The organism is Mycobacterium sp. HUMS_12744610 (assembly GCF_041206865.1).
Lineage (GTDB): Bacteria > Actinomycetota > Actinomycetes > Mycobacteriales > Mycobacteriaceae > Mycobacterium > Mycobacterium servetii.
This window is the reverse complement of record NZ_JBGEDP010000001.1, coordinates 5,396,095-5,416,210: the sequence shown is the minus strand read 5'-3', so window position 1 is coordinate 5,416,210 and position 20,116 is coordinate 5,396,095. Positions and strand designations below refer to the sequence as shown.

Here is a 20,116-nt window from a genome sequence, read left to right as displayed (position 1 = left end):
GTCATCTTACGGAGCCGCGGCGACCGGCGCCGCAGAGTCGACCCGGACCCTACGCCAGATCCCACACCTGCAACTCGGTTCCGGCGGCCACCTCGACGACGTCCTCGGGGATGTCCAGCAGCGCGTTCGCCGACGCCAGCCACCGCAGGTGGTGCGACGCCGGTGGCCCGTAGCTGATGACCGTGCGGTCGCCGGCGTCGAGGATCGCGCGCCGGAACTGGCGTTTGCCGCGCGGCGAGGTCAGCGACTCGGTGAGGATCGCGGGGCGCTGTGGGCGCTCCGGGTCCGGCAGGCCCATGGCCCGGCGCAGCGCCGGGCGGATGAACACCTCGAAGGACACCAGCGCGCTGACCGGGTTGCCGGGCAGCGTGACGATCGTGGTGCCGGCGACGCGGCCGATGCCCTGCGGCATCCCCGGCTGCATGGCCACCTTGACGAACTCGACCCCCTGGTCGCCCTCCCGGCCGAAGGCGTCCTTGACCACCTCGTAGGCGCCCGCGCTGACCCCACCGCTGGTGATCACGAGGTCGGCCGCGGCGGCGTGCCGGTCCAGGATCGCGGCGAACTGCGCGACGTCGTCCTCGGCGGTCTCGACGGCGAGCACCTCCGCGCCGGCCTCGCGGACGGCGCCGGCCAGCATGACCGAGTTGGACTCGTAGATCTGGCCGGGGCGCAGCGGGAGACCCGGAACCACCAGCTCCGACCCGGTCGAGATCACCAGCACCCGCTGGCGCGGGAGTACCGGCAGGCCGGCCATCCCCAGCGCCGCGGCCAGGCCGAGCATCGCCGGGGTCACGACCTGGCCGCGGCGCAGCACGGTGGTGCCCGGGGCGACGTCCTCACCCGCCCGCCGGATGTGCTTGCCGGGCTCGCGGGGCGCCCGGATCGCCACCGTGTCCATCCCGCCGTCGGTGTCTTCCACCGGCACCACGGCCGTCGCGCCCGCCGGCAGCGGCGCACCGGTCATGATGCGGTGTGCCGTCCCGGGTAGCAGCGCCAACTCGTCGGTGCGTCCGGCCGGGATGTCCTCGGCGACGGGCAGCACGACTGGGTGCCCGGGTGTCGCGGCGGCGATGTCCTCGGCCCGCACCGCGTATCCGTCCATCGCGGAGTTGTCGAACACCGGCAGCGCCAGCCCCGCGACGACGTCGTCGGCCAGGACCAGCCCCTGGGCGTCCGCCAACGTGGCCGTGGTCGCCGGCCGGGCCCGGATCAGGCCGGCGACGACCCGCTGATGTTCGTCGACGGAGCGCACTCAGACTCCGAACGTGACGCCGGTGAGCTCCTCGGAGACGGCCCACAGCCGGCGCTGCAGTTCCTCGTCGTGGGACTGCGCGCTGGACGTCACGAGCTTGGGGTGGCCGCGCTGTTCGAGGAAGCCGTCGGGGCCGTAGTACTGCCCGCCCTGCACGTCCGGGTCGGTGGCGGCACGAAGGGTGGGCAGGGCTCCCATCGCCGCGCTCTGGAACAGCACCGGCCCCAGCACCGCCTTCAGCGGCTGGAAGATCGCCGGCAGGTTGCGGGCCAGCTCGGTGTTGGAGCCGCCGGGGTGCGCAGCGACGGCGATGGTCTTCGCCTCGGGGTTGGCGGCCAGCCGGCGCTGCAGCTCGTAGGTGAACAGCAGGTTGGCCAGTTTGGACTGCCCGTAGGCGGCGATCCGGTCGTAGTTGCGCTCCCACTGCAGGTCGTCGAAGTGGATCGCGGCGCGCAGCCGGTGGCCGAGGCTGCTGACGGTCACCACCCGCGAGCCGCGCACGTCCAGCAGGTGGTCGAGCAGCAGGCCCGTCAGCGCGAAGTGGCCGAGATGGTTGGTGCCGAACTGCATCTCGAAGCCGTCGGCGGTGAGCTGTTTGGGGGTCCACATCACCCCGGCGTTGTTGATCAGCAGGTCGATGCGCGGGTAGGCCGCCCGCAGCGCGTCGGCCGCGGAACGCACCGAGTCCAGCGAGCTCAGGTCCAGGGCCTGCAGGGTGACGTCGGCGCCGGGATGTGCGGCGACGATGCGCGACAGGGCGGCGTTGCCCTTGGCGAGGTCGCGCACGGCCAGCACCACGTGGGCGCCGCGGTAGGCCAGCACGACGGCCGCCTGGTAGCCGATTCCGGTGTTGGAGCCGGTGACGACGGCAACGCGGCCGCTCTGGTCCGGGACGTCGGCTTCCGACCATTTGTTGGACGTCATGGCCAAAACATACTCACCCGGGCCCGGCGCCGCCGTTCAGCGCTGATCCGACCACCGGAAGACGCTGAGGCACGCGATCAGTCCGCCGGCACTCCACGCGAGGAGGACCAGCAGTATTCGCCCGTGCTCCCAGCTGCCGGCCGGTTCGAACGTGGCCATCCGGCTTGGCAACAGCACCGAGCGGAATCCCTGAGCCATCCACTTGACGGGAAACAGCGACCCGATGGACAGCATCCATTGCGGCAGGACCATGAGCGGCACGTAGGTTCCCGAGACGAATTGCAGACCCACCGCGGGCCCGTTGGTGATGACGGCGGCCGACACCGCGTTGCTTGCGACGTTGCTGATGAAGATGCCCGCGAGCGAGCAGCTGATCACACCCAGAAGGAAGACCCACGTCAGGGTGAACCATCCGGAAAGGCTCGTCGGCAGGTGCAGGTCGAAGGCCAGCACCCCGACCAGGAGCAGGATGACGGCCTCGGCGAGGCTGACGATGGCGACCAGGCAGACCTTGCCGACGAAGTATGACGCCGCGGTCGTCGGGGTGCCGCGAAGCCGCCGCAACGCCCCGGTGTCACGGTCGGCGGCGATGCTGATACCGAGGTTGATGAACGACGTCGACAGGATGCCGTAGGCGAGCATGCTCGCCGCGATCACGGCGCCGGTGCTGATGTCGCTGCCGGGCAGCTTCGCGGAGAAGATCGACCCCAGCAGAACGCAGATCACCGCCGGCATCGAGAACGTCAGGGCCAGCTGCTCGGGCCGACGGTAGAACATCTTCAATTCGGGGATCACGCGTGAGAATCCGATCCGCACCACCGACGGAAGCGATGACTTGGCCGGCGTGGCCCGATGGCGTCGTCGCGCGGGCGCGGCCGCGCGCTCGATGGTGTTCACGCCACCCCGATCAGACGCAGGTAGGCGTCCTCGAGCGACGGCCGGGTGACCGTCAGCTCGGCCAGCTCCGCGCCGTCCTCGCTGAGCCGCCTGATCAGCTGCGTCGGGAAATCCGTTTTCTGCATCCGAATTTCGCCTCCCTGAAGCCATTGCACGGTCGCAGCCGAGTCGACGTGTGCGGTCAGCTTCGTCGGCGAGTCCACGGCGACCACCCGCCCGCCGGCGATGACCGCGACGCGGTCGGCGAGCGCTGCGGCCTCCTCCAGGTAGTGCGTGGTCAGCAGGATGGTCGTGCCGTCGGCCGCCAAGAGCCTGATCAAGTCCCAGAACTGCCGCCTGGCTTCGGGATCGAACCCGGTCGTCGGCTCGTCGAGGAACAGCAGTTCGGGCATGCCGATGATGCCGAGGGCGACGTCGAGGCGGCGGCGCTGTCCCCCGGACAGCTTCCTGACCCGCGCACCGGAAACCGAAGCGAGCCCGACCAGTTCGAGCGCCTCACCGGGCTCGCGCGCGGTGCCGTAGCACCTCGCGAACAGCGACGCGGTTTCCCCGACCGTGAGCATCCCGGCGTCGCTGACCTCTTGCAGAACTATGCCGATCCGGGCGCGCCAGTCCCTGCCCGCCATCCCCGGGTCCGCGCCGAGCACCCGCACGTCTCCGGCATCCCGCCGCCGGTTGCCCTCGAGGATCTCGATGGTCGTCGACTTGCCGGCCCCGTTGGGGCCGAGGATCGCGAAGATCTCGCCGTAGCCGACGTCGAGATCCAGATCCCGCACCGCTCGCACCCGCCCGTAGTCCTTCGACAACCCCCGAACGTGCACCGCGGATTTTTCAGTCACGGGTTCGCCCCTCCGGCCTCGGGCCGGGCGTCCTGCGCCCCGAGTTCGGCCAGCAGTTCGGCGAGCTCGTCGTCGGAAAGCTCGTCGATCAGCCGGTCGACGTCGCTGTCGGACGGTTGCGCGGCAACCGGTTCCGCGGAGCTCGCGGGCGTGTCACCGTGAATGCGGAGTAGTTCGGCGAGCACCCGATCCGACACGGAGTTCACGCTCACGCCGCTGAGTATCTCCAGCACCGGCAGGTCGATCGAGAACGCCGTGTTGATCCGCACCCGGAAGTCCATGGCCATCATGGAATCCAGCCCGATCTCATCGAGGATGGCATCGGGCTCGATGTCGGTGACGGCGCAGTCGAAGACCGTGGCGACGATGCGGCGAACGTGGTCCGCGACCAGCGCCGCCCTGTCGGCGGCCGCCGCACCGGCCAGGACCTCGAGGATCGAGGATTGCGGATCGCTTGAGTGCGAGGGTGTTTCGGTGGCCTCGAGTTCGGCGAACATCGGCACTACTCGCCCCCCGAACGCGGCGCGGCGGGCCCGGCCCCAGTCGGCGCCGATGGCGATGACGTTCGGCGCGCTCTGGTTGATCAGCCGATCCAGGATCCGCGCACCCATCGCGGGTGTGATCAGCTCGATGCCCCGCTGCGTGTAGACGTCCTCGAGCCCGAGCTCCTCGACCATGCCCACCGACCAGGGCCCCCACCCGATCGTGACGGCCGGCAGCCCCTGAGCCTGCCGGTAGTGGGCGAACGCGTCGAGATAGGCATTGGCCGCCGCGTAATTGCCCTGGCCCGGCGAGGCGATGGCCGACCCCGCGGACCCGAACATGACGAAGAACGCGAGGTCGTGCCCGTCGAAGGCGTCGTGCAGCACGCGGGCGCCGACAACCTTGGGCGCCAGCACTTTGGCGAAATCCGCGTCGCTCATGTTGAGCAGGAGTTGGTCGTCGACCAGCCCCGCGGCATGGATGATGCCGCGGACCGGCCGGCCGGCCTCGGCCATGTGATCGCTCAGCCACGCCCTCACCTGCGCGGCGTCGGTGACATCGACGGCGGCGGTCGCGACGTGGGCGCCGAGGCGCTCGATCGCCCGGATCGCGGTCACGGCCGCGAAGTGGGCGTCGCGGTCCGTCAGCGCCGCCCAGTCGCTTCGCGGGGGGATTGCGCTGCGGCCGAGCAACGTGATGTGGCGGGCGCCCCGCTCGGCCAGGTAGGTGGCGGCGACGCGGCCCAGCGCTCCCGCCCCGCCGGTGACGACGTACGTCGCGTCGGCGGCGAGCTTGGTGGGGAAGGGCTTCGTCAGGCCGGTGCACGGGCGCAGCCGCGGAACGAACGTCGTGCCGCCCCGGATCGCGATCTGGTCCTCGGCCGAGTCGCCGAGGATGTGGGCACAGATGCGCGCGGCGGTGGTGCCGCGATCGTCTGCCTCGTCGACATCGATGAGGCCGCCCCAGAATTCGGGGAACTCCTGGTGACCGATGACCCGGCCGAGTCCCCAGACGGCGGCCTGCGGGCTCGCGGTCAGCCGGGTTCCGGGTGCCGGTTGCGCGTTGGCCGTGACCAGGAAGAGGCGCGGCTTGCCGGCGGCGCCCGTGGCGAGGGTTCTCAGCAGATCCAGAACGGGACGCCATGTCCCGGTGTCGGTTTCAGAGCGGGCGTCGAGCGGCCAACAGTCGACGACGCCGGCGAGGCCGGTGTCACCGCCGAGGTGCGCGCCGAACAGGTCGTCCAGTCGATCGGCGGCCTCGGCGCGCTCGACCGTGTGCACCCGGTGGCCACGGCGGCGCAGCTCACCGGCGAGCAGCGAGCCGGTGCCCGACGTGTCGGCGAGGACCAGCCACGACGAATCTCCGGTGGGGTCGGCGAACCGGTCGCCGGCGTCGTCCATTGGGCGCCAGTGCAGTTCGTAGAGTCCCTTGTCGATGTGCTCGGGCGATACGCGGGACGAGGCGCTCAGCGACTGCACCGTGAAGCCGTCGAACACGGCGAGCGGGACCCCGCGCAGGTCGCTGACGGTGATGTCGCTCTCGATCGCCTCCCTGGTCGCGGACACTACGCGCACGCGCACCGTCATGTGCTCGTCGGGCGGGCCGTAGACGGCGCAATGGCGGATCCGGGTCGGCAGGTACGGCACCTCGTTTTCTTCCTTGCCGAGGAACGGTGCGCCGAAAAGCGTTTGGAAGGCGCCGTCGATGAGCACCGGATGGAATCGGTACTCCGCCAGCTCGGCCGCGATCCGGGCCGGGACGGTGATCTCGGCGACCGCCCAGTCCTCTCCGGCGGTCACCCGCTGCACGCAGCGGAACGCCTCGCCGTAGTCGAATCCGACGGCGCCGGTGCGGGCATAGAACTGCGCACCGTCGATCGCGGCGAGGCCCATGTCGTCGGGCGGACCGCCGCGGGCCGGGGCAGCAGGTAGGGTGTTGAGTTCCGCGGTCGCCGTGAGCGCCCACTTGAGCTCCCCGTCGGCCGTTGCGCTGAACGCGGTGAACTCCAGCGTGCCGTCCCGTTCGTCGAGCGTGGTCCGCAGAATGGGGTCGCACGTCTCGTCGAGGATGACGGCGCGGTGCAACACGAGGTTGTCGACGCTGTGCTTCGAGCCGTAGGTGAGCTCGGCGGCCGCGAGGCCCATCTCGACGTACACCGACCCGGGCAACACCACGCTGCCCTGCACGCGGTGATCGGCGAGGAAAGTGTTGACGACGCCGGTGATTTCGGCTTCCCAGGTGGGGTGGACGGCGCCGACCGGCTGCCCCAGCAGCGGGTGGGCCGGGTTGTAGTACAGCGACTCCACCGCTTCCTGCGTTTCGGTCCAGAAGCGCTTCGTCTGCCATGGATAGGCGGGCAGCTTCAGAAGCCGCGCGCCGGCGCGCGGTTGCAGCGCCTCCCAGGCGATCTCATGGCCGTGGCAGTGCAGCGCGGCGAGGCAGTTCATGATCGTTCGGCCGTCGTCGTGGTCACGGCGCTGGGTCGCGTGCACCGTGACCCGTTGGCTCCCGGCGGTTTCCTGGATCGAGGCCGCCAGGACGGGATGCGGGCCCAGTTCGACGAAATGGGTGTAGCCGTCCTCGATCATGCGGCGGATCGCCGGTTCGAACAGGACTGTGGCGCGGGTGTTCTGCCACCAGTACGCGGCGCCGGCGTCGTATTTGTCCAACGTCTCGCCGGTCACCGTCGAGTACAGGGGCAGCGTGGCGGCCTTCGACGACATTCCCCGCAACGCACCGTGGAGGTCCTCCTTGAGCGGGTCCATGTGGTAGCTGTGGTAGGGCACCTTGACCGAGAGGTGACGGTAAAAGATCCGGGCCTCGTCCAACTGCCGGGCGACGTCGTTCAGGACGTCGTTGTCCCCGGCGATGGTCACCGTCGACGGGCCGTTGATCGCGGCCACCGACACCCGCCGTCCGAACTCGGCTCGGGTCGTGTCCGTTACGGTGCGCAGGAGCGTTTCGGCGTCCAGGCCGACGGCGAGCATGCCGCCCCGCCCGCTGGCGCGTTGCTGGAGCCGGCTTCGGTGGTAGATCACCTCGATCGCCTGCTCGAAGGTGAGCAGACCGGCCAGATGGTGAGCGGCGACCTCCCCGGCGCTGTGGCCGATCACCGCGTCGGGTCGGATCCCGAAACTCGCGAGCTGCTCGGCCAGGGCGATCTGGATGGCGAAGTTCGCCGGTTGCGCGATCTCGGTTTCCGCCATGCGAGAACGGGCTTCGTCGCGCCCCAGCTCTTCGATCAGCGACCAGGTGGTGTAGCGCGACAGCTCGCGATCGGTGCGCCGGATGCTGTCGGTGAACGCGGGGAAGACGTCGAGCAGGCCCCGGCACATCTTCCACCACTGGGGACCCATTCCGGTGCAGACGAACGCGAGCCTGGGTGCGGTCGGCAGGGCGCGCTCGGTGAGGAGCTGCCCCGCGTCGGCGACGGCTCGAAGTTGTTCTCGCGCTTCGGCGATCGACTCGGCGACCAGCGCGCGGCGGTGGCTCAGATGGGCGCGCCGCCGGCTGAGTGTGTACCCCAGGTCCGCCAGGGTCACGTCGGGGTGGGTCGCCAAGTGCTCGGCCAACCGGCCGGCCGCCGCGACCACCGCCTCCTCGCTGCGCGCCGAGATCGGCAGAACCGTCAGCGGCAGCGGACGCGATTGCTCCGGTTCGGGGGCGCACGGCGGGGCGGGCGGCTCGGCGAGCACCACGTGCGCGTTGGTGCCGCCGAAGCCGAACGAGTTGACGCCCACCACGCGTCGCCCACAATCGGGAAACGGCCGGCCCGCGGCGGGAACGTCGATCTTCAGGTCCTCCAGGCGGACGTGTCTGGTCGGGGTGCGCAGATGCAGGTTGGCCGGGATGTGGCCATGCTTGACCACCAGCGCCGCCTTGATCAGTCCGGCGACGCCCGCGGCGGCCTCGAGGTGGCCGATGTTGGTCTTGACCGATCCGATCAAAAGTGGCTTGGCCGCCGGCCGGTCCGCCGACAACGCCCCGGCCAGCGCCCGCATCTCGATGGGGTCCCCGACGGGTGTCCCGGTGCCGTGCGCCTCCACGTAACCGACCTGTGCGGGCCGGACACCGGCTTGCCGCAGCGCCCTGCGGATCGCGGCCTCCTGGGCCTTTTCGCTCGGCACGGTGATGCTGTCGGTGTGGCCGTCCTGCGATACCGCCGTGCCGAGGATCTGTGCGTAGATCTCGTCGCCGTCGCGCAGCGCCTGCCCGAGCGGTTTGATCACCACGATCGCGCCGCCCTCCCCCCGGGCGTAGCCGTCCGCGGAGTCGTCGAAGGCCTTGGAACGCCCGTCCGGGCTGAGAAACCCGCTCTTGGATTCGGCGATGGCGGTGTTGGGCCCGATCATGACGTTCACGCCGCCGGCCAGGGCGACCTGCGATTCGCCGTTCCAGATGCTTTGCGCCGCGAGGTGAACCGCGACGAGCGAACTCGAGCACGCCGTGTCGATCGTCATGCTGGGTCCGCGGAGGTCGAACGCGTACGAGATCCGGTTCGCCAGCATCGTCATCATCATCCCGGTGGCCGAGTGCGGCTTGAACCGGTAGCGACTGGTGCGGCCCTGGTTCTGCAGGAGCTGATAGTCGAGGGTGAAGCCGCCGACGAAGACCCCGACATCGGTGCCCGCCAGGGTGTCGGCGGGTATGCCCGCGTCTTCCAGCGCCTCCCACGTCACCTGCAGCAGGAGACGTTGTTGCGGGTCGAGCGAGTGCGCCTCCCGGGGCGAGATGCCGAAGAACTGCGCATCGAATTGGTCGATGTGGCGCAGGAATCCGCCGCGGGACGTGACGATCTTGCCGACCTTTGCCGGGTTCGGGTCGTGATAGCGCGCGGCATTCCACCGCGTCTCGGGAACCACGCAGGTGGCGTCCGTTTCGCTGCACAGCAGGCGCCAATAGCTCTCCGCCGAGTCGGATCCGCCGGGGAAGCGGCACCCGATCCCGACGATCGCCAACGGCTCGTGGCCGCCGCGGTCATACGGTGAGCCGGTCATGCCCGACGTCAATTCGGTTGCAGCGCGGCCGAGGTGGTGACCACCCAGCCGCCGCTGATCGGGTGGGTCGCCTGCTCGCGCCGATAGGTCGCGCGGAGTTCCCGCAGGAGCGAGTCGACTTGCCACGATTGCACCTGCCGCATGACGGCGTCGTCGCCGAATAGCGGGGATTTGTCCGCCAGCACGGTGTCGACAAGCTGGCCCGCGAGTTGTCGCAGTAGGCGCGCGTTCGCGTCGAACTGCTCGGCGAAGTCCGCGCGGGGTCCCATCATCGCGGTGTGCAGGGCGACCATGAAGTTCAGTGGCGAGTACAGGTCGACGAACGGCACCGGCGAGAGGTCGCCCTCGATTGCGGCCCACTCCCGGAAGAAGCGCTGCACCCGATTGCTGAGCGCGATGAGCCCGTCGAGGTGCGGAACGAAGTCGGGTTCGTCGGCGACGCCGACGAACCGGCCGTTCGTGTAGAGCAGGCCGATGAATCCCCAGTAGAACGCGACGTCCCAGATGATTTTCGCCGACATCACGGTCGGCTTCCCCATCAATGCGTACTGATCCTGGTAGACGGCGAGCCACATGTCGGTGAGGGACCGGAACAGGGTGTCGCTGATCTGTGACCGCGCGACGACATCCTCCCCGTCCATGTCCCGGACGATCATGTCGGTGATCAGGCCGTTGCCGATTGCGACCAGATCCATCCCCGACGAATACAACGGATCGAGAAATATCCCGGAATCGCCGGTGATACACCAACGTTCGGAGCCGTCGAACACCTTCGCCGCGCCATGGCTGTATCTCTTCATGACGCGGAAGTCCATGATCAGGTGCTCGTGCGCCGCCAGGACCGCCGCGCACTGCGGCTCGTGCTCGCCGAGCCACGCCTTGGCCTTGGCGAGGGTGTTGAAATCGTCGAACGCGTGAAACGCGGGGTCGGCGACGATCCCGACGCTCGTGGCACCCGAGGCCAGGCGGATGAGCCACACCCAATATCCCTCGCCCATCAGATGATTGGTCGACATCGCCCGGTCGCCCTCGACCAGGCGGCCCCGCCATGCCGGGTCGTCGCTCCATCGACCGACGTCGATCTCGGCGGCCACGCGCAACCACGCGGAATTGCAGGCGTGGCCATTGCCCCGCCTGAGGCCGAGTTGCCGGGGCAGCATCCGGTTGCGGCCAGACGCGTCGACCAGCCATCGTCCGGTCGTGGCTGTTGTCGCGTGACCGTTTTGGATCGACACCACATGCGGACCGGTCCCCGAGCCGAACCGCACCGAGTGCGCCCGGCCGCGAGCGATTTCCACGCCGCCCGACAGGCAGCGGCGGGTGAGCTCGTTTTCCAGGCGTCCGCGATCGACCTGGTAGGTCACCTGCGGCACGAACGACGAGCTTCCCAGTTCCATTCTCTGGGCGATATCGGTGTTTGCTCCGTGGGAGAAAAACATCCTCAGACCCATCTTGCGGATGTGCGACGTGCTCAGGTGCTCGCCCAGACCGAGGCGATCGCGAAAGTAGTGCGCCGAGACCTCGACGGTCGATTCCCCGACGGTGTGGGTGATTTCGGGCAGCGGGTGGACTCTCGGATCGATGAGCAGAACCCGCGTTGCCGGGCGCTCGCGGCGAATCTCCAGCGCCAGGGTGAGTGCCGCAACGCCGCCCCCCAGAATGACCACGTCGTTGTCAGCGGCGGTTTCTCTTTTACGCTGGCTCTTGATCCTGCGCGCCAGCGCCTCCCGTGTTGCGGTATCCAGCTGCGAGAGCTGGGCTCGTACGTCCACGGGCTTTCCTTCTCAGTTCTCTTCTTCGGCCTGCGGTGCGACGGTTTCAAATCTGTTGGGGTGCAAGGATCAGACCGCCCATCCCGGCAAGAGTCGCGTTGTACGCGAGGGTGGTCGCACACCCGTGGCCGACCCCGCGAACCCGTGCGTCCCCTGGTCAAGCTTCATCAAGGGCCAGACTAGCGTGATCCCGCAACTGATTCAATTGGTTAATAGTTAAGTATCTGAATTTCAGGGCCGGCCGATGGCGGCCGAGCTCTCACACCCAGTGGTTGTCGTGGCGGACGAACCACTCCCTGCGTTCGTCGTCGGTCATGTCGGCCAGCGCGCCGAATCCCTCGAAGTAGGCCTCGCGCGGCGCGCCCGGGGCGAACAGCATCAGGATCGACGCCGGCGCGTCGGCCTCGTTGCGGAAGCCGTGGACGCCGCCGGGCGGGACGTAGAGGAAGTCGCCCGCCTGCCCGTCGGCCCAGCGGGCGCCGTCGTAGAGCTTCATCGTTCCGGACAGCACGAAGAACGCCTCGGACATGGCCCGGTGGAAATGCGGCCCAGGCCCGCCGCCGGCCGGCGGCAGGTCGACCCGGTACAGGCCGTAGTCGCCATCGGTGGCCCGGTGGTCGGCCAGGTAGTGGTATCTCACGCCGCCGGTTTCGCAGTCCGGGGGCGAGTCGGCCCGCTTGAGCCAGGCGCTGACCTCCGGCTCGTCGGCGGTGTAGCGGGGCGGCGGATACGACGGCACGACCAGGGACATGCCTCCAGTGTCGCCCCGCCCCGACGGTCAGTCGAAGGAATAGACGACGCCGGTCAGTTCCTCCGAGCGCCCACAACCGGCGCTGCCGGTCGGGGTTGCGGGACTTCGTGCTGGACGGCACCAGCTTCGGGTGTCCGCGCCGCTATCGCCATCGCCTGCGCCGCGCCCGAGGCCGAAGACGCCTTCAAGGCCATGATCGGCGACCTGCTGCGCCCCGCGCAGGAGGCGGGCACGGCGCGGCGCGACATCGAGATGCGCGACCTCAAGGCGATTCTCGTCGGGTGCCAGGCGATGCAGGCCTACGACTCGACGCTGGCCGAGCGGGCGACCGACGCCGTCATCGACGGCCTGCGCGCCGTGGCGTCCGTAGCATCGGAACGATGAACCCCGTCGCCGACGAACGAGTCCGCGCGCGGCGGCTGCTCGACGCCCAGGGCAGGGCGGAGCAGCTGTTCGACGAGATCGAACGGCGCGCCATGATCCGGCCCGGCGTGGGGGAGCGGGAGCTGTCCGACGAGATTCAGGAGCTGGCCGCCGACATGCTCGGCGTGACGCAGCACTGGCACCGGCGGATCGTGCGCGCCGGCGAGAACACCCTGCAGCCGTTCTCGGAGCGCCCGCCGGACCGGGTGATCGCCGACGGCGACATCGTCTTCCTGGGCCTGGGGCCGGTCTTCGCGGAGTGGGAGGCCGACTTCGGCCGCACCTTCGTGCTGAGCGACGACCCGCACAAGACGGCCCTGCGCGACGCGCTGCCCCGGGTGTGGGAGGCCGGCCGGGAGTATTTCGCTCACCGCCCCGACGTCACCGGGGCCGAGCTGTTCGACTTCGTCGTCGGGGTGACCCACGCCGAGGGCTTCCAGTTCGGCAGTTCGATCGCCGGGCACCTGGTCGGGGAGTTCCCGCACCGCAAGATCGCCGGGCCGGGCGTGCAGTGGTACATCATGCCCGGGTCGGACAAGCCGATGCGGCGCGCGGACCCGCGCGGTCGGCGCTGTCACTGGATTCTCGAGGTCCATCTGGTCGATCCCGCCCGCGGCTTCGGTGGTTTCCATGAGCAGCTGCTCGACCTGCCCTGAGCGGTTACGCGCAGCGCGATAACGGCGGAACTATTCTTGCACTCGGCATAGGCGAGTGCTAAGAATGACGTTGGCACTCGCGACCGCTGAGTGCTAGGTCGGGACGGTGAGGCCAGTCTGGTCGTCCGTCGCGGGCACTGCGCCCGGCCAGCGTAAGTAATGGGGTTGTCGTCACCACGGTGGCCCCAGTTTCATTCCCGACCCGGAGGAATCACTTCGCAATGGCCAAGACAATTGCGTACGACGAAGAGGCCCGTCGCGGCCTCGAGCGCGGGCTCAACGCCCTCGCCGACGCGGTAAAGGTGACGTTGGGTCCCAAGGGCCGCAACGTCGTCCTCGAGAAGAAGTGGGGTGCCCCCACGATCACCAACGACGGTGTGTCCATCGCCAAGGAGATCGAGCTGGAGGACCCGTACGAGAAGATCGGCGCCGAGCTGGTCAAGGAGGTCGCCAAGAAGACCGACGACGTCGCCGGTGACGGCACGACGACGGCGACCGTGCTGGCCCAGGCGCTGGTCAAGGAGGGCCTGCGCAACGTTGCGGCCGGCGCCAACCCGCTGAGCCTCAAGCGCGGCATCGAGAAGGCCGTCGAGAAGGTCACCGAGACCCTGCTCAAGCAGGCCAAGGAAGTCGAGACCAAGGAGCAGATCGCTGCCACCGCGGCCATCTCCGCCGGCGACCAGTCGATCGGCGACCTGATCGCCGAGGCGATGGACAAGGTCGGCAACGAGGGCGTCATCACCGTCGAGGAGTCCAACACCTTCGGCCTGCAGCTCGAGCTCACCGAGGGCATGCGGTTCGACAAGGGCTACATCTCGGGCTACTTCGTCACCGACGCCGAGCGCCAGGAAGCGGTCCTCGAGGACCCCTACATCCTGCTGGTCAGCTCCAAGGTGTCGACGGTCAAGGACCTGCTCCCGCTGCTGGAGAAGGTCATCCAGGCCGGCAAGCCGCTGCTGATCATCGCCGAGGACGTCGAGGGCGAGGCGCTTTCCACCCTGGTCGTCAACAAGATCCGTGGCACCTTCAAGTCGGTGGCGGTCAAGGCCCCCGGCTTCGGTGACCGCCGCAAGGCGATGCTGCAGGACATGGCGATCCTCACCGGTGGTCAGGTGATCAGCGAGGAGGTCGGCCTGTCGCTGGAGAGCGCCGACGTGGCGCTGCTCGGCAAGGCCCGCAAGGTCGTCGTCACCAAGGACGAGACCACCATCGTCGAGGGCGCCGGTGACACCGACGCCATCGCCGGGCGGGTGGCCCAGATCCGCAGCGAGATCGAGAACAGCGACTCCGACTACGACCGCGAGAAGCTGCAGGAGCGCCTGGCCAAGCTGGCCGGCGGTGTTGCGGTGATCAAGGCCGGCGCCGCCACCGAGGTGGAGCTCAAGGAGCGCAAGCACCGCATCGAGGACGCGGTCCGCAACGCCAAGGCGGCCGTCGAGGAGGGCATCGTCGCCGGTGGTGGCGTGGCCCTGCTGCACGCGGCCCCGGCGCTGGACGAGCTCAAGCTCGACGGGGACGAGGCGACCGGCGTCAACATCGTGCGGGTGGCGCTCGAGGCTCCGCTGAAGCAGATCGCCTTCAACGGCGGCCTAGAGCCCGGCGTGGTGGCCGAGAAGGTTCGCAACTCGCCTGCCGGTACCGGCCTCAACGCCGCCACCGGTGAGTACGAGGACCTGCTCAAGGCCGGCGTGGCCGACCCGGTCAAGGTGACCCGTTCGGCGCTGCAGAACGCGGCGTCCATCGCGGCGCTGTTCCTGACGACCGAGGCCGTCGTCGCCGACAAGCCGGAGAAGGCGGCCGCTCCGGCGGGCGACCCGACCGGCGGCATGGGTGGCATGGACTTCTGAGTCTGTCCAACGGGAAAGCCCGGTCCCTTTGGGGGCCGGGCTTTTTCGTGTCGTCACCGCCGTCACGGTGTGAAGGTCGGCACTCGGTTCGCGAAAGCGATATCGCCGACGCTATCGGTTTTCGACTTCGCCTCGTGGTCGGAAGCGCGCTGACCCCGATCCGGTAGCTTCGAGCGCGTGGCCCTTCCTGTTCCCGCACCCACCAGCACCGCCGTCGTGACCGGGGCGTCCTCGGGCATCGGCGCCGACATCGCCCGCGAACTGGCCGCGCGCGGCCACGGCCTCACCCTCATCGCCCGCCGCGAAGACCGGCTGCGAGAACTGGCCGACGAACTGGCCAGGGGCGGCTCGCACGTCGAGGTGATCGCCTGCGACGTCGCGGATCCCGCCGCCCGCGCCGACCTCCTCGACGAGGTCGGCCGGCGCGGGCTGACCGCCGACATCCTGGTCAACAACGCCGGCATCGGCACCATCGGGGCGGTGACGAAAACGCCCGTCGCCGACGAGATCGCGCAGGTGCGGGTCAACGTCGAGGCCGTCATCGACCTGACCACCCGCGCGGTCCAGCAGATGGTGCCCCGCGGACGCGGCGCGATCCTCAACGTCGGATCCACCGCGGGTTTCCACCCCTTTCCCGGGCAGGCCGGCTACTCCGCCACCAAGGCGTTCGTCAAGGCCTACACCGAAGCAGTGCGCGCCGAGCTCGCGGGTACCGGTGTCACCGTCGCACTGCTGTGCCCGGGGCCGGTGCGCACCGAGTTCCTCGAGAACGCCGGCATGGACGAACGCACCTTCGCCGACGCGTTCCCGAAGTTCATGTGGATGCCGTCGTGCGAGGTGGCGCGCATCGGCGTCGATGCGCTCGAACACGACCGCGGCACCGTGATCGCCGGGCTGCCCAGCCAGCTGTCCACCCGCCTGTTCCAGTTCATGCCGCGACGGGTCCTGTTGCCGCTGTTGAAAAACCAGCACCCGGGCCTGAAAAGGGACCTGCGCCGGGACGGGTCAGCGCTTCCCACCTCGCCTCCGACCGCGACCCGGTGCGCTTCATGCTCGTACGCTGCCGCGATCGCGCGCTAGGCCGGCAGCGAGAACACGACGCAGTCGTGCAGACAGCCCCTGGCCGCCTCGGGTGAGTCGGGGGCGGCGTCGCGGTGCAGCAGCGCGCGGTCGGGCACGACGCCCAGGGACGCGGAATCGGGTCCCGCGGCCTGCGCGTGCCCGTCGACGATGAGCGAGTAGCCGCCCGGCTCGGTGGGGGGCCACAGCAGGGTGACGTCGCCGCGCCGGACGAGGTTTTCGCGGGTGTGACCGCCGATGGGGCCGACGTCGAGAGTCCCCCCGCGCAGCGTGGGCACAACCGTCACGGTGTGCACGCGATAGCCGTCGTCGACGGTGATCAGATACGCGTACGGGTAGTCGGTGAGAGCGGCGGCGAGCCGCTGCAGGTCTACCTTCTTCTTCGTCCGCATGGTGTCGTCTACTCGGACGGGGTCGGCAGCAGGGTCAGCTCCCTGATACCCGTGTTGGGACCCGTCGGGGTGCGGTCGGCCTTGCCGAAGAAGCCCGAGTTGGGGATGCCCGGCTCGCGAACGGGCGGGTTGCTGCGCACCCCGGAGTCGCCGGTGGTGGGCGTGAAGACACCCGTGAGAGCGGCGGCCGCGGTCCGCACGCCCACGGTGGGCGTGGGACCGCCGGCGGCGGTGACGGCGGCGGCGTTCGGGCCGAGCGATTCGACACCGCCCGCGATCGCGGCGGGCTGGCCCACCGGTGCGGCGAAGGCGGCGTTGGCCGCGGGCGGGTTGAGCAAGGCCGCGTTGCCCAGGCTCGCGCTCAGCCCGCCGGTGTTGGCCGCGGCCGAGCTGAGCAGGCCGGAGCCCAGGTTGGCCGCGCCCAGACCGCCGGTGATGTAGCGGCCGGATCCGAGCATCCCGGCGCCGGCGCCCGACTGGGCGCCCAGGGAGTTGTCCTGGAAGAAGCCCGTGTTGGCGGCGCCGTTATTGAACAAGCCCATGTTCATGCTGCCGGAGTTGGCGAAGCCGGTGTTGAAGGAACCCGCGTTCCCGATGCCGAAGTTTCCGTTGCCCGAGTTGAAGAAACCGATGTTGTTGTTGCCCGAGTTGAACAGGCCGATGTTCCCGGTCCCCGAGTTGAAGCCGCCGAAGCCGAACTGGTTGTTGCCGGTCAGCCCGATGCCGAAGTCGTTGTTACCGCTGTTGCCGAAGCCGATGTTGCCGTTGCCGAGGTTGCCCCACCCCAGGTTGTTGTTACCGGAGTTGCCGGCCCCGACGTTCTGGGCGCCGCTGTTGCCGAAACCGAGGTTGGATCCCTGGCCGCTGCTCCCGGGCAGGATGCTGGTGAGCTGGCCGTTGCTGAACTTGAACCCGAGCTTTTGCAGGACCTGCTGCCAGGGCGCGAGTTGACCGGCGGCCGCGGACGCGTCGGCGTGGTAGTTGAACATGGCAGCGACGTCGGCCGCCCACATCTGCTCGTACGCGGCCTCGGTGTCCATGATCGCCGGCGCGTTGAGCCCGAACCAATTCGTGTTTGCCAGCGCCTGCACCAGCATCCGGTTCGCCGTGACCACCGCCGGCTGGATCGTGGCCGCCAACGCCGCCTCGAACGCGGCCGCGATGGCCGTCGCCTGGCTTGCTGCGGCCTCGGCCTGGGCCGCCGCCGCGCTCAGCCACCCCGAGTACTGCGTGGCGACGGACAGCATCGCCGTCGCCGAAGCGCCCTGCCATGACGCGCTGGCCAGGTCCGCCGTCACGGTCAGGAACGACGATGCTGACGACGCCAGATCCTCGGCGAGCCCTTCCCACGCGGTCGCCGCAGCAAGCAGCGGCGCCGCTCCCGGACCGGCGAACAGTAATGCCGAGTTGATCTCAGGCGGCAACCACGCAAAATGCGGGCTCGTCACTGACCCAACTTAACCGGGACGGGCCGCCCTTCGTGGCGTTATCGAGCGGCCACTGGGGATGACCGCCGGCCCCGGACCAACTTGCCGGGACGAGCGTCGGTGGGAACGCCGTCGGCGGCGATCACCTCCCCGGACACGATCGTGGCGACATAACCGTCGGCGGTCTGGTCCAGGCGGCGCCCGCCGGCGGGCAGATCGTGGCGGATGACCGGCTTGTGCAGCCGCAGCGCGGCGTGGTCGATGACGTTGAGGTCGGCCTTGTAGCCGACGGCGATGCGGCCGCGGTCGCCCAGGCCCGCGACCCGGGCCGGCACCGAGGTCAGTTGGCGGACGGCCTCGGACACGCTGAACCGGCCCGACTTGCGGTCGCGCGCCCAGTGCGTCAGGAAGTACGTGGAGTAGCTGGCGTCGCAGATCATCCCGTAGTGGGCGCCGCCATCGCCGAGGCCGAGCACCACGTCGTCCCGGTGCAGCAGCGTGCCGACCGTGTCCAACGAATTGTTTGCCAGGTTGCTGGTGGCCACCAGCAGCATGGCGCGCCCGTCGTCGTCGAGCAGCCGGTCGTAGGCCTCCTCCATCGGCTCCACGCCCCGGGCGCGGGCGCGGGCGCCGATGCTCGTCGCGGGGTCGGGCTCGTAGTCGGGGGTGTCGCCCAGCGGGTAGATCCAGTCCCACATCTGCGCCACGTACAGGATCGGGTGGCCGTGGCCGGGCTTGTCGGCCAGGATGCGGGCGCGGACCTCCGGCTTGCGCATCTCGGCGACCCGCTCGGTCAGCGGCAGGTGCGCGATCTCGCGGTAGCTGGGGTAGAGCACGAACGGGTTGGCGGTCAGCTGCAGTCCGATGATCAGCCCGATCGGGCGCGGCAACAGTTGCGCGGTGAAGCGGACCTCGCCCGCATTCTTGTTCGCCTTCTCGATCATCGTGATGGCGTCCTCCCACGTCGGGTCGCCCGCATTGGCGACCACCAGGGTGAACGTGACCGGCAGGTCGACGTCCTCGGCGACGTCGAACACCGTCTGCAGCACCGGCTGGTAGCCGCCGGCGGGGATGTCGGGAACGAACTGCAGCAGTCCGCCGCCGCCGTCGACGACGCCCTTGGCGATCTCCTCGATCTCCTCGCGCGCGGCGTCGTAGCTGGGGATCGGCGAGCCGCTCTCGGTCTTGTGGATGGCCAGCCGCGACGAGGCGAAGCCCAGCGCGCCCACCTCGATCGCCTCCTTGGCCAGCGCCCGCATCCTCGCCAGATCCTCCGCGGTGGCCGGCTCGCGGTCCGCGCCGCGCTGCCCCATCACGTAGACCCGCAGCGGCGAGTGCGGCAGGTAGGCGGCCACGTCGATGTCGCGCTGTCCCGCCTCTAGGGCGTCCAGATACTCGGGGAAGGTCTCCCACGTCCACGGCAGGCCGTCGGTCATCACCACGCCGGGAATGTCCTCGACGCCGGCCATCACGTCGACGAGCACGTCGTGGTCTTCCTGGCGGCACGGCGCGAAGCCGACCCCGCAGTTGCCCATGACCACGGTGGTCACCCCGTGCGCCGAGGACGGGGTCAGCCGCTCCGACCAGACGGACTGGCCGTCGTAGTGGGTGTGCAGGTCGACGAAGCCCGGGGTGACCAGCAGCCCGGTGGCGTCGATCTCGCGCTCGCCGGTGGCACCGTTGACCGCGCCCACCGCTGCGATGATCCCGTCCTTCACCGCCACGTCGCCGACGTACGGCTCACCCCCCAGCCCGTCGACGATGGTGCCGTTGCGGATGATGAGGTCGTAGGTCATCTAAATAATCTACGACCGTCGCCGGGGTCATGCCAGGGCCGCGGCCTCCCGTAAGGTCGGCAATATGGCCGACCCCGACGCCGCCGTTCAGGAACTCCTCCGAGACGCGTTCACCCGGCTGATCGAACACGTCGACGACCTCACCGGCGGCCTCACCGACGAGGTTTCCGCCTATCGCCCCACCCCGAGCGCCAACAGCATCGCCTGGCTGCTCTGGCACAGCGCGCGCGTGCAGGACATCCAGCTGGCGCACGTGGCCGGCGTCGAGCAGGTGTGGACCCGCGACGGGTGGGTGGACCGGTTCGGCCTGGACCTGCCGCGCGACGACACCGGCTATGGCCACGGCGCCGACGAGGTGGCCAAGGTCCGCGCCCCGGCCGGCCTGCTCTCCGGGTATTACCACGCGGTGCACAAGCTGACCCTCGAATACATCGCCGGCGTCACGGCCGACGAGCTGGCCCGCGTCGTGGACACCAACTGGGATCCGCCGGTGACGGCCGGCGCCCGGCTGGTGAGCATCCTCGACGACTGCGCCCAGCACCTGGGCCAGGCCGCCTACGTGCGGGGGATTCAGTAG

The 20,116-nt window shown here is 69.6% G+C and carries 15 protein-coding genes; 5 read left to right on the top strand and 10 right to left on the bottom strand.

Annotated elements, in window-relative coordinates; all coding sequences use genetic code 11:
- Positions 1-49: 49 nt before the first annotated feature.
- From moeA to AB8998_RS26295, 7 genes are all read right to left on the bottom strand, one after another.
- Positions 50-1,255, bottom strand: coding sequence for a molybdopterin molybdotransferase MoeA (gene moeA / locus AB8998_RS26325; protein ID WP_369740871.1), 1,206 nt, complete (start codon positions 1,253-1,255; stop codon positions 50-52).
- Entirely contained in the window at positions 1,256-2,179 is a 924-nt protein-coding gene (locus AB8998_RS26320; RefSeq protein WP_369740870.1) for an SDR family NAD(P)-dependent oxidoreductase, read from the bottom strand.
- Positions 2,180-2,215: 36 nt separating this feature from the next.
- Positions 2,216-2,998, bottom strand: coding sequence for an ABC transporter permease (locus AB8998_RS26315; protein WP_369741779.1), 783 nt, complete (start codon positions 2,996-2,998; stop codon positions 2,216-2,218).
- 74 nt (positions 2,999-3,072) lie between these two features.
- A complete protein-coding gene (locus AB8998_RS26310) occupies positions 3,073-3,915 on the bottom strand; it encodes an ABC transporter ATP-binding protein (RefSeq protein ID WP_369740869.1) in 843 nt (280 codons plus the stop codon).
- A complete protein-coding gene (locus tag AB8998_RS26305; RefSeq protein WP_369740868.1) occupies positions 3,912-9,395 on the bottom strand; it encodes a type I polyketide synthase in 5,484 nt (1,827 codons plus the stop codon). Before AB8998_RS26305 ends, AB8998_RS26310 begins: the two co-directional genes overlap by 4 nt.
- 8 nt (positions 9,396-9,403) lie before the next feature.
- Positions 9,404-11,167 (bottom strand): NAD(P)/FAD-dependent oxidoreductase, encoded by a 1,764-nt coding sequence (locus AB8998_RS26300; RefSeq protein WP_369740867.1) that lies wholly within the window; start codon positions 11,165-11,167, stop codon positions 9,404-9,406.
- A gap of 259 nt (positions 11,168-11,426) precedes the next feature.
- Entirely contained in the window at positions 11,427-11,918 is a 492-nt protein-coding gene (locus AB8998_RS26295) for a cupin domain-containing protein (protein WP_369740866.1), read from the bottom strand.
- Between AB8998_RS26295 and AB8998_RS26290 the strand changes: the two genes are divergently transcribed.
- The 4 genes from AB8998_RS26290 (at position 11,895) to AB8998_RS26275 (ending at position 15,924) form a co-directional block, all read left to right on the top strand.
- Complete coding sequence (locus AB8998_RS26290) at positions 11,895-12,302, top strand: SbtR family transcriptional regulator (RefSeq protein WP_369741778.1); 408 nt, start codon at positions 11,895-11,897, stop codon at positions 12,300-12,302. The two genes, AB8998_RS26295 and AB8998_RS26290, sit on opposite strands and share 24 nt — an antisense overlap.
- Positions 12,299-12,997, top strand: a complete 699-nt coding sequence (locus tag AB8998_RS26285) for a M24 family metallopeptidase (protein ID WP_369740865.1) — start codon at positions 12,299-12,301, stop codon at positions 12,995-12,997. The genes AB8998_RS26290 and AB8998_RS26285 overlap by 4 nt, the downstream gene beginning before the upstream one ends.
- A gap of 221 nt (positions 12,998-13,218) precedes the next feature.
- Positions 13,219-14,844 (top strand): chaperonin GroEL, encoded by a 1,626-nt coding sequence (gene groL, locus AB8998_RS26280; RefSeq protein WP_369740864.1) that lies wholly within the window; start codon positions 13,219-13,221, stop codon positions 14,842-14,844.
- A 177-nt stretch (positions 14,845-15,021) separates the two neighbouring features.
- Positions 15,022-15,924, top strand: coding sequence for an SDR family NAD(P)-dependent oxidoreductase (locus tag AB8998_RS26275; protein ID WP_369740863.1), 903 nt, complete (start codon positions 15,022-15,024; stop codon positions 15,922-15,924).
- Here the strand turns inward: AB8998_RS26275 and AB8998_RS26270 are convergent.
- From AB8998_RS26270 to AB8998_RS26260, 3 genes are read right to left on the bottom strand one after another with little or no spacing between them, the layout of a single operon-like run.
- The gene (locus tag AB8998_RS26270) at positions 15,921-16,316 is read right to left on the bottom strand and encodes a pyridoxamine 5'-phosphate oxidase family protein (RefSeq protein WP_369740862.1); all 396 of its coding nucleotides are present in this window, start codon (positions 16,314-16,316) and stop codon (positions 15,921-15,923) included. The genes AB8998_RS26275 and AB8998_RS26270 overlap by 4 nt on opposite strands.
- A gap of 8 nt (positions 16,317-16,324) precedes the next feature.
- Entirely contained in the window at positions 16,325-17,764 is a 1,440-nt protein-coding gene (locus AB8998_RS26265; protein WP_369740861.1) for a PPE family protein, read from the bottom strand.
- 38 nt (positions 17,765-17,802) lie between these two features.
- Complete coding sequence (locus AB8998_RS26260; RefSeq protein ID WP_369740860.1) at positions 17,803-19,539, bottom strand: N-acyl-D-amino-acid deacylase family protein; 1,737 nt, start codon at positions 19,537-19,539, stop codon at positions 17,803-17,805.
- Positions 19,540-19,603: 64 nt separating this feature from the next.
- Here AB8998_RS26260 and AB8998_RS26255 point away from each other — a divergent pair, with 64 nt between their 5' ends.
- Positions 19,604-20,116, top strand: a complete 513-nt coding sequence (locus AB8998_RS26255; protein ID WP_369740859.1) for a mycothiol transferase — start codon at positions 19,604-19,606, stop codon at positions 20,114-20,116.

What these genes read in the sequence shown, in the direction of transcription:
- AB8998_RS26305 (WP_369740868.1), bottom strand. Translation starts at nt 9,395, where the DNA reads ATGACCGGCTCACCGTATGACCGCGGCGGCCACGAGCCGTTGGCGATC.
- AB8998_RS26270 (WP_369740862.1), bottom strand. Translation starts at nt 16,316, where the DNA reads ATGCGGACGAAGAAGAAGGTAGACCTGCAGCGGCTCGCCGCCGCTCTC.
- AB8998_RS26320 (WP_369740870.1), bottom strand. Translation starts at nt 2,179, where the DNA reads ATGACGTCCAACAAATGGTCGGAAGCCGACGTCCCGGACCAGAGCGGC.
- groL (WP_369740864.1), top strand. Translation starts at nt 13,219, where the DNA reads ATGGCCAAGACAATTGCGTACGACGAAGAGGCCCGTCGCGGCCTCGAG.
- AB8998_RS26285 (WP_369740865.1), top strand. Translation starts at nt 12,299, where the DNA reads ATGAACCCCGTCGCCGACGAACGAGTCCGCGCGCGGCGGCTGCTCGAC.
- AB8998_RS26295 (WP_369740866.1), bottom strand. Translation starts at nt 11,918, where the DNA reads ATGTCCCTGGTCGTGCCGTCGTATCCGCCGCCCCGCTACACCGCCGAC.
- AB8998_RS26255 (WP_369740859.1), top strand. Translation starts at nt 19,604, where the DNA reads ATGGCCGACCCCGACGCCGCCGTTCAGGAACTCCTCCGAGACGCGTTC.
- AB8998_RS26260 (WP_369740860.1), bottom strand. Translation starts at nt 19,539, where the DNA reads ATGACCTACGACCTCATCATCCGCAACGGCACCATCGTCGACGGGCTG.